Below are 12645 nucleotides of genomic sequence, written 5' to 3' on the forward strand. Positions count from 1 at the left end.
GTAATGAATTTGTTATTATTGTTGACCACCATACTGACGGGTGAGTACATCTAAATTGTTACCATTGCGCTTAAGTACACTTTCCATTCGAAATATTGCATTATCGACTTTGGCGCCAGCCTTTAATGAGAAATACTGACTGTCTACTACAAAACTCGACTTTACATCCGCGTCCAGTGTCACACCACTGAGCGACGAACTTTCCCAAAACTCTTCAATCTTTTCGTATCCATCACCAGGCCGACTGTTAATAATACTTTCAGCTTCGCTGACCGAAATCTTATTTTCTAGCATTCCAGCAAGTAAAGCCGCTTGCTCAACCTTAATGGTATTCACATTTAATAACTGGCTATTTTCACCGGGTATGGCACACACATAAGGTGATAGATTTAAATATACATCTTGGCTAAACCCTAGTACGGCCCGTAATTCACTGCGATGCTGCATCAAGGTATTAGCGGCACGATACGGCACATTACGCGATTCATATTCGGCATCTTCAGCACCATAAGAACCAGCCAAGGTATCTTCGTCAATATAATCTTTAAGCATATAGGTAAACTGCTCTGCGCCAAACTCATCAACACCTAAACTGATAAGTAACGATTGAAACTGTTGTGCTGCAACGGTCAATTTAGGTTGGCCATTTTCAGTTTTTGTTGATTCTTGGCCAACAGCATTAACATTAAAACATGCCCGCATATCTTGTATTTCACCAACAATCTGACCATATTCAGCTGGGAAAACGACATCAGCTAAAGCCCAGTATTGCTGTAAATGTACCGTCCCGTCTGAATCTTCAAAGTCTTGCTTGAGGACTTTCATTGCAAGCTCTTCTGCAGAAAGCGCATACCAATAGGCTTGATCATATTGGGCTAAATTAAGCGTTCGCCTCATGGAAAGCTGATTACGACTGCTAATATTGGTCGCAATAACCACTACCATGGCAACAATCAACATCACCACAATAAGTGCTACACCACGCTGCTTTTGGCCACCCATTATGACTTCCCATCATCGTCTGAACTGTCTGAACTATCTGAACTATCTGAACTATCTGAACTATCTGAGCTGTCTGAGCTGTCTGAGCTGTCTGAGCTAGACTTAGTTGCCGGAGCACCTTTAGGCAACAAAAAACGACGTTGAATTTTACCCAAACCTTCTAATTCTATCTCCATCGCAATCCCTCTAGGCATCACGGTTCCATCTGCTTCTTTTTGCCATTTTCCGTCAATGTAAAACGAATATTCAATTGATAGCACATGGTCTATAACCATACTTTTTAGTGGTTCAGCACCCGATATTGGCTCAGGATAAGGGTAATACCAGCGTTCTAAGCGGCCATTTTGGACAACATAAGCAACCGACTGTAAACTGCCCCGAGGCAGCATACCATCTGGGTTTAGCCAACCTAAACGGTAAAACATCAATGCTTCGGTTTCTGAATCGAGAATATTATCGCCCACTTGAAAAAATTGACTACTGCGACTTCCGTCAAACAACCGAGGAGTCCGCGCAACCATTTGACCTAAATCGCGTTCTAAGGCACCAAAACCTTGTTGCAATGATTTAAGCCGATCGGAAAACTCTTTAGTCACTTCATCATTTTTCATCACCGTCGATAATACCGAGTTAGCCGCTATCCCCAACATGGCAAAAATCGCAATCGCGATAAGCATTTCCAGTAACGTAAAGCCGCTAAAATATTTAGGCTTTGTTATGCACATAACTACTTACCTGAGCAACAATACGTTTAAATTTATCATCATCGCTGACGCTAATACGGATCATTCTAAATTTATCATCTGTGGTCTTAATAACATCTTGACGCCAATACCATTCACGACCCGCGAGTTCTTCCTGACCGGTTTTTTGGCCTATATCAGGAAACGCATCAGGTAGACGCACATCGACCATTTGGTTACTTGCTACCCATTGGGCTAAGGTTCGCTCTTCTAAAATGGGCATATTCGCCATTTGCTCACCCAAACTTTTGGTAACCGATACCGCAGCAATTGAAAATACCATCAAAGCAACCATCACCTCTAGTAAGGTCATGCCAGCGTTTTTACCGCGAAAGCTTTTTATACCTAAGCGGTTAAACGTGGAACTTTTAACGCTTAAGTCATTAGGGCGTTTAAATGATGTCTGTTTATTCATCTACACGCCCTATTGTTAAGCGACCTAATGCATTACCAACAACCAGCACATTGACTGGCTGACTGTCGTCATTAATCGTATTAAAGTTCAGTTCAAATGGTGTCATTTCCCCGCTGGGAAACAACAATATTTGTGGCTCGGGGTGTTTCTTTTTGTCTTCTTCAGTTTGTTCGTCAATAAAAGGCTCGTCAAACCAAGACTCATCTTGCTCGTCTTCTTGCACCAATGGCATGCCATCGATCACATCGATCACAATATCTAAGGTTATGCCCTCGTCCATTTTTTTTGCCGATAATAACCGGTCGTGATCTACAGGCAGCCATTTGCCTTCTTTATAAAACACAAACTGATATTGATCTTCGTCAATCACAATGCCAATAAACTGGCCACTTAATACACTTTCATCCAGCACCATTTCGGTGGCAGTAATAAAGCGTTGTGCCTGCTTCTTGAGCTCTTGTTCTGGCCCCGCAACACTAACGGATAAGGTTACCGCTGAGGCAACCAATCCCATTAGCAATGCTACAATTAACACCTCAAGTAAGGTGAAACCGGCTTGGCGATGTTGGGTCATATTACTGGTAATCTTGTAAATTCCAGTTACCGATATCATCTTCTGAACCAGCTTGGCCGTCAGGACCTGCACTGAAAATATCAAGTTTTCCATTTTCACCAGGGCTGAGTAGTAAATAATCGCTGCGCCATGGGTCCTGCGGTAAACGCTTTACATAACCGCCTTCACGGTAATTTCTTGGTTCTGGAGACGAATTAGGCTTTTGCACTAACGCATCGAGACCTTGCTCTGTAGTGGGATAAATACTGTTATCTAATTTATACATATCCAATGCATTTTCTAAGGCTACAATATCTGATATGGCTTTTTGTTGGTCAGCTTTGTCTTTATTACCCATAAGATTGGGTACTACCATTGACGCTAAAATACCTAAAATAACAATCACCACCATTACTTCGAGTAAGGTGAAACCACGTTGTTTATTATTATGTTGCATTGATTATTTCCTCTAAAAAATCTTATAGAATCACACAAAACAGGTGTCATTCTTGATTAATACTTTTGGTCTTTCAAGTTTATATAAGCGTAAGTGTAAACTTAACCGCTGATCAAATTATTTAACTCTAATATAGGCTGTAAAATTGCCATCACGATAAACAATACAATCGATGCCATACTCACAACTAACATGGGCTCAAATACCCCCAAGGCAATATTGACATTCGATTCAAACTCTCGGTCTTGGTTATCTGCCGCACGTTCAAGCATATTTTCTAACTGACCACTTTTTTCACCCGATGCAATCATATACAACATCATCGCTGGGAATAACTTAGTATTAGTCAACGCAGTGCCTAAACTAGTTCCTTCACGGACTCGGGCAGTTGCTTCATCTACAGCGGCACGCACTTTGACATTTTGTAACACTTCGCTCGCAATACGCATACCATCAAGTAATGGCACAGCACTGGCAGATAAAATACTCAAGGTTCGTGCAAATCTTGCGGTATTGAGGCCTTTACTCACTTTACCAATCACAGGCATTTTCAATAAAGCAGTATCATATTTCATCCGCGTAGCAGGATTCTTTAACATACGCTGAAACATCACTATTCCAGCAAAAATAAGCATAACGACCACAATGCCCCAATGCTGTACAAAATCAGAAGCAAGAATCAAAAACTGGGTTGTGCCTGGCAATTCTTGGCCCATGTGTTCAAATTGCCCGACCACTTTTGGCACCACAGCAGCAAGCAACACGGCAATAACGCCAATGGCCACTACGGTTAAAACAATTGGATAAATCATCGCTTGAGTTAGCTTTGACTTGAGTTGTTGGCGACGCTCTGTGTAATCGGCTAGTCGATTAAGCACCACTTCTAAATGGCCCGACTTCTCACCAGAAGCCACCATTGAACGGTATAAATCATCAAACACATGCGGGAATTCGGCCATCGAATCTGCCAAACTATAACCTTCCACAACCCGAGAACGCACAGCCATAATCATACTGCCTAAGCGGTCTTTTTCTGATTGTTGCCCTACCGCTTTTAGCGCTTCTTCAATGGGTAATCCCGCCGCTACCAGAGTCGCGATTTGGCGAGTAATCAATGCCAGTTCAGCGACAGAGATATGTCCCTTAAACAAATTAGCTAGATTAAATCCACCTCGTTGTGAACGAGCTTCCTTTTCATTGACGGGTTGAAGTTCCAGCGGCATAAGACGCTGTTCTCGCAGTTGACTTCGAGCGTGACGAGCGGTATCGGCTTCAATCACACCTTTTTGTTGTTTGCCTTTGCTATCAAGGGCTTTGTATTCAAACGCCGCCATTGATTACTCCTCGCGTGTAACGCGTAATACTTCTTCTAGCGTTGTCACACCAGCAAGCACTTTACTCATACCGTCATGGCGAATACTGGGGATCCATTTTCGCACATATTTTTCAATGGCCAATTCGCCTCTACCGCCATGAATAAGTTCACGAACATTGTCATCAACAATCAGTAATTCGTGTATGCCGGTTCGACCACGATAGCCATTCTGACCGCATGCTTTACATCCTTTGGCACGATAAATAATACGGGGGTCGTTTGCGGTAATGCCCAGCAATTCACGTTCGCGCTCATCGGGTTCATGCGCTTCTTTACAGCTTGGGCATAATGTCCGAATAAGACGCTGAGCCAGTACTCCAAGTAAACTTGAAGAGACTAAAAATGGCTCAACACCCATATCTTGTAAACGAGTAATCGCACCAGAGGCTGTGTTGGTATGTAACGTTGAAATGACTAAGTGACCCGTTAATGAAGCTTGGACAGCAATATGTGCGGTTTCTAAATCGCGAATTTCACCAATCATCACCACATCGGGATCTTGACGTAAAATTGCGCGTAATCCACGCGCGAAGGTCATGTCGACTTTAGTATTAACCTGAGTTTGGCCAATGCCTTCTAACTCATATTCAATTGGATCTTCTACCGTTAAAATATTGGTATCTTTAGAATTAATTTCAGTTAGACCAGCATATAAGGTGGTACTTTTACCTGACCCTGTAGGACCAGTCACCAAAATAATCCCATGAGGTTTACGAATTAACTCATCAAATTTTTCACGAATACCAGGTGTCATACCCAGTTGTTGCAAGTCTAAGTTACCGGTATTTTTGTCCAATAAACGCATTACTACACGTTCGCCATGACTTGATGGCATGGTTGAAACCCGCACATCGACAGCACGACCCGCAATACGTAACGAAATACGACCATCTTGTGGTAGACGTTTTTCGGCAATATCTAAACGCGCCATCACTTTAATACGCGATACTAATAATGACGATAATTTACGATTTGGCTTCAATACTTCTTTTAATACCCCATCAATACGGAAACGAACAATTAACTGTTTCTCATAGGTTTCGATATGGATATCTGATGCTTCTTCTTTAATGGCTTCTGATAACAATGCATTAATTAATTTAATGATTGGTGCATCATCATCGCCTTCAAGTAAGTCTTCTGTCTGTGGTAATTCTTCAGCAAGGGTAAACAAGTCCATTTCATTACCAATGTCTTCCATTAGCTGCTGTGCTTCTGAAGAGTTAGCTTGATAGGCTTGAGTTAATTTAGCTTCAAACTTAGTCACGTCAAGCTTGATAACGGCCAACTCGACACCTGCATAACGCCTTACTTCAAGCATGGCATCTAGCGGGGTGTTATCAGTATAGAATAAACACAGTTGCTCATTCTCCTTGGCCAACACCAATTCAAAACGATGTGAAAACGCAAATGGCAGGCGCTCTTTACTGTTCGAGTGGAAAACTTCATCTCCTTCGACAACTTCCATAGCGACATCACTAGAAACTTGGGCTAATGGCTCTGCCATAACGCTATCAGTCATTGTTTTCAGCCTTGTCCTTTTGCATACTTTCATTAATGATGCTTAAAGCCGCATCAGAATCACGCACATCAGTACTCAAGCGTTTGCGACTTTTATAGCGGTCAAGCATGTCATTCACTTCATCTGGCAAGTAAGCTTCTTGATCCCATTCTTCAAGCACAGGAACTTCAGTATTGGGCATTAAGTTAATACCACGGTCTTGTTGTTCAAGCTGTAATGCTCTGAAGTAATTATATTTACGACCCGCAATACCTTCCATTGTCATTCCGTCTCGGATGATGGTTGGCTTAATGAAAATCATCAGATTTTTCTTGGTCGTACTGCTTGAAGAAGATTTAAATAACCAACCTAAATAAGGAATGTCACCCAAGATAGGGACCTTTTGCACACTTTCCTGTACATCTTCGCTAATTAACCCGCCTAATACGACTATTTGACCAGAGTCGGCCATCACAGTTGTGGTTAAACGGCGTGTTGAGAAACTGATGTCTACACCAGTATTGCCATTAACTCCTGAGACTTCTTGTTCGATAGTTAATTTAACCGAAGAACCTTCGTTAATTTGTGGCACAACTTTTAACTTAACACCCACCTCTTTACGTTCAACAGTCTGAAAAGGATTGTCATTGCTTGAACTGGAAGTTGAACCGGTAAGGATAGGAACCTCATCACCGACAATAAATGATGCTTCTTGATTATCTAAGGTGGTGATTGACGGTGTGGCTAAAATATTTGAATTAGTATCACTTGATACAGCTTGAATTAACGCGGCAAAGTTACCTGTCGTAACACCCCATGCCATACCATTGACTTTACCTAATGCTTCAGCAATTAAGGTGTAATCACCATCTGATGTTGGATTAGTGGTTGTAGTATATCCACCATCAGAGTTAGTCACGGTAACGGTAGTACCCTCTTCTTCCTGTGCAGCAAGTACACCTGCGCCAACTTCACTGATCGACGGGCCGATGTTGTTAAACTGAGTTAAGCCACCATCGGTGCTACCCCATTGCACACCAAAGCCAACGTCATCGCCTTCGGAAATCTCAACAATAATAGCTTCAACTAATACTTGAGCTCGACGAATATCCAGTTGATTAATAACGCTTTCAATGGTTCTAAGTTGATCAGGTTCAGCACTAATTACCAGCGAGTTGGTATCGTTGTGAGCCATAATATTGATATCACTGCGACGTTGAGTTGAGCCGCTTTGCTTGGTGCTAGTACCGTCTTTACTGTCTTCTAAGTTTTTTGCGAACCCAGTTAACACTTCAACTAAGTCTTCTGCTTTGGCATAACGCAAATAGCGCACTTTCGTGTTGCCAGTACTTGCTTGTTCCGCATCAAGACGTTTAATTAGCTCAACCACCCGTTGACGGCTTTTTTCATCGCCACTGACAATAACCGAATTCATACGCTCATCGGCTACGACTTTCGGTGATTGTCCTGGCAACTGCGATTGGTTGGCACTTGAACGATATAACGTGTCAACAATACGTACTATTTCACCTGCAGAGGCATAGTTTAAGGACACTACCTGTATTGCGGTATCACCTTGTTTATCAACTCGGCGAACAATTTCTACCAGTTTGTTCACTACCGCCGCACGGCCAGAAATCATTAATACGTTAGCTTGGTCATAGTTAACCACGTTACCGCCACCAGCATTATCATTTAACTGGCGTAATAGCGGCGCGAGCTGTTTAGCTTCAGAATTATATAATGGCACCACTCTGGTCACCATTTCATCGCCTAAACCAGGAGATTTATCATCCGCAACACGAATAGCTGAGGTTTTGGCATCTTTGTCTTTAATCACTTTAATAACGTGGTTTTCCATTTCAACTACGGCATAGCCATAGACTTGGAGTACGTTAAGAAAGAATTGGTAATATTGATCATCATTTAGCAAATCATAACTACGGACATTAATTTTGCCACGTACCGTTGGATCTACAATAATGGTTTTATTGAGGTTTTTACCGACAATATTAATAAACTCTTGAATGTCTGTGCCTTTAAAATTGGCGGCATATTGTTCCGACCACGCACTCGGCGCCGCTATCATCGCAGCCCCCACCAGCATCCCAGCAATAATCTTATGTCGGATCCCTTTATTTTTCATTATACTCAATCCTCTAACGCCAAATTATTCTGGCAAACTAAACATGATTTCGACCAACTGTCCTTCACGCTCAACCATGACAGCCATTTCAGTGAGCTCAGGCAGTTGTGCCATCACTTCTAATGCCTGACCCATATCGGTCAGATCATATCCATTTATTGATTTAGCTAAATCATTAGCTTGAAAACCTGCTTGTTTAAACAATGCAGCATCTTTACCCGGATTTAAACGGTAACCGGCTAATTCATCATCATTGCGTACTGGTGAAATAGCTAAATAATCAGTGATTTTGCTTGGGTCAGCTAACATCTCATCTCGAGAATCAGACAACTCTTCAGAAAAACGTTCATTCTCACGGCGATCAACTCGAGTGACCTGTCGGTCTACTTTTGCTTGTTGTAGTTGCGAGTTAACTTCACTTTGGGTGCTGTATTTAAGCCCATCAAGCATTAGGGTTTCATAACGACCACTGTTACTGATAATAATTCGGTCGGCATAAACCTCTTTTAAAGAAGCAGAAGTGCCTTTAATTTTATCGCCTAAGCTATAGGTTGCTTGTTCACCGCTAGACTCAATAATAGCTAGACCTTGAGCTTCGTCAGTTGACGCAACTACACCGGTTAATTGAATAGACAAGTTTGTTTTGGGCGCATCAGTGATTTGCTCTACGACTTCAGCTTTGGGCTTATTGTTATTATTATCTAACCTGCCAAAAAGCAATAGGTTACGAACACCAGCAAGCTCGATACGCTTGGCAGTGCTTGCTGAGATTGGGGTTGGCTGCCACACAGCAGATTGCGATGATACAGGCATTAACTTCCATGTAATCTGCGCAGCTAATAGCAGCACAATAATCAACCCAAGCCAAAATACAATAGCACTCAATAGCTTGTGTGGTATTTTTGTTGAACTGATGATCAATTTATCTAATAAAACCATATAATATTGGACCCTCTATACGTCTTGGTACAGGTCTCTGTTCTAGTTGTGAATAAATACGTTAAAATATGCGTAAGCATCATGCTAACCCACTGAGGATAAAGCAACAACCCCAGAGTATATTGATTGGCGAATCTTCACCGAATATGCTAAATTTGCACCCTAAAAACAGTCATAATGTTGCCCTTTACCGCAATAATACTCGTATTGTATGGCAGTTAAGTTACCCAGTCTGTGAAATCATCCCTGTTTTGGAGGTCTTTTGTCTCAAACTCAGTCCGAAAAAAGCGTTATCCGGCTTGACAAATGGTTATGGGCAGCACGATTTTATAAAACTCGCGCTATCGCAAAAGACATGATCAATGGCGGCAAAGTACATTACAACGGCCAACGAACTAAATCCAGTAAGAATGCAGAAGTCGGTGCAACTATCCGTCTTCGCCAAGGCAATGATGATAAAGAAATTATTGTCCTTCAATTATCAGGTCATAGACAAAGCGCAAATGTAGCACAAACCCTATACCAAGAAACACCTGAGAGTATTAACAAACGGATTATTAACGTTGAAGCACGACGGCTAAATATTTTGAATAACCCGTCACCCGATCATAAACCGGATAAAAAACAAAGACGACAGATTATGCGCTTAAAAGATTACTAGGCGCCCAGATAGTAAGAGAATACAAATGAAAAATGATATTTTACATCGCTACATTTTTGATAATGCCGATGTGCGTGGAGAGCTAGTTCAATTAGAAAATTGTTACCAAGAAGTGCTTTCTGCACATGCTTACCCGATTGCATTACAGAACTTAATCGGTGAGTTAATGGCCGCAACATCACTGTTAACGGCAACCATCAAGTTTACGGGCGACATTAGCGTACAGTTGCAGGGCGATGGCCCAGTTTCTTTAGCCGTCATTAATGGCAACAATAAACAAGTATTACGTGGCGTTGCTCGTTGGAATGGCGATATTACGGCTGATGCAAGCTTGCAAGAAATGCTGGGTAAAGGTTACATGGTGATCACGTTAACACCTGATGAGGGCGAGCGATATCAAGGTGTTGTGTCATTAGATCATATGAACCTAGCCGCCTGTTTAGAAGAATACTTTAATCAATCAGAACAGTTACCGACTCAAATTCAGTTATTTGCTAACGGTAAACAAGCTGCAGGTATGCTGCTACAAGTGTTGCCATCAAAGTCTGAACAAAATGATGATTTTGAACATTTATCAACACTCACAGCGACCATTAAAGCAGAAGAGTTATTCACCCTTGATGCTGAACAAGTATTACATCGATTGTATCACCAAGAAGAAGTGCGATTATTTGATCCTGTGGATGTTACATTCAAATGTAGCTGCTCACGTGAACGCAGTGCGGCAGCGATCAAAACCTTACCACAAGCTGAAGTTGAAGCCATTTTAGCTGAGGAAGGAAAGATTGAAATGGATTGTGAATACTGCACCGCAAAATACCCTTTTGACGCAATAGATATTGCAGCGCTATATTCAGGAAGCCACAGCAGCCAATCAAAACAGTAACCAAAAATGTAATAATTACGAACACAGTTACAAAAATAAGCGCATAAGGCGCTTTTTTTGTACCTTTACCATCACAACAAACTCCACACCATTACAAACTTTCACAAAAATTACCAAACTGTTCGTTACCCTCGTGCCAACTTACGTTACAATCGCCTACATTAGTTTATAGCCATCGCGCAACAATAATATCAAGCTAATTTTTAATAAATAAACCCAATAGCAGTTCATAGCAAAATACGACCTAAAAGAGACGGAGATCAACACTATGGCGGATTTATCACACCCAGTTCACCTTAACCCCACAACCGCAAAGCTTGTAGAAATTGCACTATTTCGTGGAGAAGGTCAACTCACTGCAAATGGTGCCTTAGTGGCCAAAACAGGAGAAAGAACGGGTCGTTCACCCAATGACCGGTTTATCGTCAAAGAGAAAAATACAGAAGCCGATATTGAATGGGGTAAAGTAAATCGACCATTTGATGCGGGTCAATTTGATGCGCTATGGGGCCGTGTAGAAGCTTATCTTGCTGACAAAGAATTATTTATATCTGAACTAGAAGTTGGCGCTGATGACGAACATTACATTCCAGTGAAAGTCACGACTGAATATGCTTGGCATCAAATTTTTGCACGTAATTTATTTATCAATCCAGAAACCTTTAATCGCGGTGACAAACAAACATGGCAAATTATCAATGCACCTGGATTTGTGTGTGAACCACAACGCGATGGTACTAATTCTGAAGCGGCCGTTATTATTAACTTTGCCGAACGAAAAGTACTGCTTGCTGGCATGAAGTACGCAGGTGAAATGAAGAAGTCGATGTTCTCAGTACAGAACTTTTTATTGCCTGCTAAAGGTGTGTTACCAATGCATTGTTCGGCTAATGTCGGCCACGATGGTGATACTACGTTATTCTTTGGCTTATCGGGTACCGGTAAAACCACACTTTCTGCCGATCCAAAGCGTTTGTTAATTGGTGATGATGAACATGGTTGGGCACCCGGTGGTGTATTTAATATTGAAGGCGGTTGCTATGCTAAATGTATCGACCTAAGCCAAAAAAATGAACCAGTTATTTGGGATGCCATTCGTTTTGGTACAGTATTAGAGAATGTCGTACTTGATGAACGCCTAGTTCCGAATTATAACGATACCAGTTTGACTGAAAACAGTCGTGCGGCTTATCCTTTAGAGCATATCGCTCAACGTAAAGAAGATAATCGCGGTGCAGAACCTCATGCCGTAGTGTTTTTAACTTGCGACGTATCAGGTGTGTTACCACCGGTATCGGTACTGAGTAAAGAACAAGCAGCATATCACTTCTTATCGGGTTACACCGCTAAGGTGGGCTCAACTGAAATGGGCTCGACGTCTGCAATCCAGTCAACCTTTTCTACTTGTTTTGGTGCGCCATTCTTCCCACGTCCTGCTGGCGTGTATGCAGAACTGTTGATGAAACGCATTGAGTCATTTGGTAGCCAAGTTTATCTTGTTAATACAGGCTGGACTGGTGGTCCACATGGTGTGGGTAAACGTTTTGATATCCCAACTACTCGCGCCATTGTTGATGCGATTGTAAGTGGTGAACTAAGAGATGTTGAAACGGTTTATATCGACAAACTGAACTTAAATGTCCCCGTTAGTGTCTCTGGTGTAGACACCGCGTTATTAAACCCAGTCAACACCTGGGCTGATAAAGCAGAGTATGACAAATATGCTCAACAGCTAGCACAAGAATTTAGTGATAATTTTGCAAAATACCAAGTGTCTGACGCTATTAAAAGTGCCGGCCCTAACGTATAAATAATCTAGCAACTCTTGGCTATTCACTTAATATGATGTCGCCTCTAAAATCCCAACTTCGGTTGGGATTTTTCATTGTTGGGTATTCCGCTCGTCTTCGTGTCAATATTTATCATATAAAAGCCTCTGAAACTGTTGCGAGGCAATGCTATGATGT

Annotated in this window: 12 protein-coding genes; 3 read left to right on the forward strand and 9 right to left on the reverse strand. The window is 41.8% G+C overall.

Annotated elements, in window-relative coordinates:
* Positions 1-15 precede the first annotated feature (15 nt).
* The 9 genes from gspK to gspC all read right to left on the reverse strand — a co-directional run bounded on the left by gspK (position 16) and on the right by gspC (position 9131).
* A complete protein-coding gene (gene gspK / locus FH971_RS19115) occupies positions 16-1002 on the reverse strand; it encodes a type II secretion system minor pseudopilin GspK (protein WP_137224659.1) in 987 nt (328 codons plus the stop codon).
* The gene (gene gspJ, locus FH971_RS19120; RefSeq protein WP_140235357.1) at positions 1002-1727 is read right to left on the reverse strand and encodes a type II secretion system minor pseudopilin GspJ; all 726 of its coding nucleotides are present in this window, start codon (positions 1725-1727) and stop codon (positions 1002-1004) included. The genes gspK and gspJ overlap by 1 nt, the downstream gene beginning before the upstream one ends.
* Positions 1708-2160 (reverse strand): type II secretion system minor pseudopilin GspI, encoded by a 453-nt coding sequence (gene gspI, locus FH971_RS19125; protein WP_140235358.1) that lies wholly within the window; start codon positions 2158-2160, stop codon positions 1708-1710. Before gspI ends, gspJ begins: the two co-directional genes overlap by 20 nt.
* Positions 2153-2734, reverse strand: a complete 582-nt coding sequence (gene gspH, locus FH971_RS19130) for a type II secretion system minor pseudopilin GspH (protein ID WP_140235359.1) — start codon at positions 2732-2734, stop codon at positions 2153-2155. The genes gspI and gspH overlap by 8 nt, the downstream gene beginning before the upstream one ends.
* 1 nt (position 2735) lies before the next feature.
* A complete protein-coding gene (gspG, locus tag FH971_RS19135) occupies positions 2736-3170 on the reverse strand; it encodes a type II secretion system major pseudopilin GspG (RefSeq protein ID WP_137224653.1) in 435 nt (144 codons plus the stop codon).
* A 101-nt stretch (positions 3171-3271) separates the two neighbouring features.
* Complete coding sequence (gene gspF, locus FH971_RS19140) at positions 3272-4504, reverse strand: type II secretion system inner membrane protein GspF (RefSeq protein ID WP_137224651.1); 1233 nt, start codon at positions 4502-4504, stop codon at positions 3272-3274.
* Between the two features lie 3 nt (positions 4505-4507).
* Positions 4508-6052 (reverse strand): type II secretion system ATPase GspE, encoded by a 1545-nt coding sequence (gene gspE / locus FH971_RS19145; RefSeq protein WP_371833650.1) that lies wholly within the window; start codon positions 6050-6052, stop codon positions 4508-4510.
* A 7-nt stretch (positions 6053-6059) separates the two neighbouring features.
* Positions 6060-8192: a type II secretion system secretin GspD gene (gene gspD / locus FH971_RS19150; RefSeq protein WP_140235361.1), complete on the reverse strand. Its 2133-nt coding sequence runs from the start codon at positions 8190-8192 to the stop codon at positions 6060-6062.
* Between the two features lie 24 nt (positions 8193-8216).
* Complete coding sequence (gspC, locus tag FH971_RS19155) at positions 8217-9131, reverse strand: type II secretion system protein GspC (protein WP_137224645.1); 915 nt, start codon at positions 9129-9131, stop codon at positions 8217-8219.
* Positions 9132-9393: 262 nt separating this feature from the next.
* On the opposite strand from gspC, the gene hslR reads away from it, so the two are divergent.
* The 3 genes from hslR to FH971_RS19170 all read left to right on the forward strand — a co-directional run bounded on the left by hslR (position 9394) and on the right by FH971_RS19170 (position 12488).
* The gene (gene hslR / locus FH971_RS19160; protein ID WP_137224643.1) at positions 9394-9792 is read left to right on the forward strand and encodes a ribosome-associated heat shock protein Hsp15; all 399 of its coding nucleotides are present in this window, start codon (positions 9394-9396) and stop codon (positions 9790-9792) included.
* A 25-nt stretch (positions 9793-9817) separates the two neighbouring features.
* Positions 9818-10678 (forward strand): Hsp33 family molecular chaperone HslO, encoded by an 861-nt coding sequence (gene hslO, locus FH971_RS19165; protein WP_137224641.1) that lies wholly within the window; start codon positions 9818-9820, stop codon positions 10676-10678.
* 268 nt (positions 10679-10946) lie between these two features.
* Entirely contained in the window at positions 10947-12488 is a 1542-nt protein-coding gene (locus FH971_RS19170) for a phosphoenolpyruvate carboxykinase (RefSeq protein ID WP_140235362.1), read from the forward strand.
* The last annotated feature ends 157 nt before the right edge of the window (positions 12489-12645 follow it).

It is taken from the genome of Shewanella polaris (assembly GCF_006385555.1).
In the GTDB taxonomy this organism is placed as follows: Bacteria; Pseudomonadota; Gammaproteobacteria; order Enterobacterales; family Shewanellaceae; genus Shewanella; species Shewanella polaris.

Bases quoted from the DNA above. Each gene is read 5' to 3' on its own strand.
- gspK (WP_137224659.1), bottom strand. From the start codon at position 1,002: ATGGGTGGCCAAAAGCAGCGTGGTGTAGCACTTATTGTGGTGATGTTG.
- gspJ (WP_140235357.1), bottom strand. From the start codon at position 1,727: ATGTGCATAACAAAGCCTAAATATTTTAGCGGCTTTACGTTACTGGAA.
- gspI (WP_140235358.1), bottom strand. From the start codon at position 2,160: ATGAATAAACAGACATCATTTAAACGCCCTAATGACTTAAGCGTTAAA.
- gspH (WP_140235359.1), bottom strand. From the start codon at position 2,734: ATGACCCAACATCGCCAAGCCGGTTTCACCTTACTTGAGGTGTTAATT.
- gspG (WP_137224653.1), bottom strand. From the start codon at position 3,170: ATGCAACATAATAATAAACAACGTGGTTTCACCTTACTCGAAGTAATG.
- gspF (WP_137224651.1), bottom strand. From the start codon at position 4,504: ATGGCGGCGTTTGAATACAAAGCCCTTGATAGCAAAGGCAAACAACAA.
- gspE (WP_371833650.1), bottom strand. From the start codon at position 6,052: ATGGCAGAGCCATTAGCCCAAGTTTCTAGTGATGTCGCTATGGAAGTT.
- gspD (WP_140235361.1), bottom strand. From the start codon at position 8,192: ATGAAAAATAAAGGGATCCGACATAAGATTATTGCTGGGATGCTGGTG.
- gspC (WP_137224645.1), bottom strand. From the start codon at position 9,131: ATGGTTTTATTAGATAAATTGATCATCAGTTCAACAAAAATACCACAC.
- hslO (WP_137224641.1), top strand. From the start codon at position 9,818: ATGAAAAATGATATTTTACATCGCTACATTTTTGATAATGCCGATGTG.
- FH971_RS19170 (WP_140235362.1), top strand. From the start codon at position 10,947: ATGGCGGATTTATCACACCCAGTTCACCTTAACCCCACAACCGCAAAG.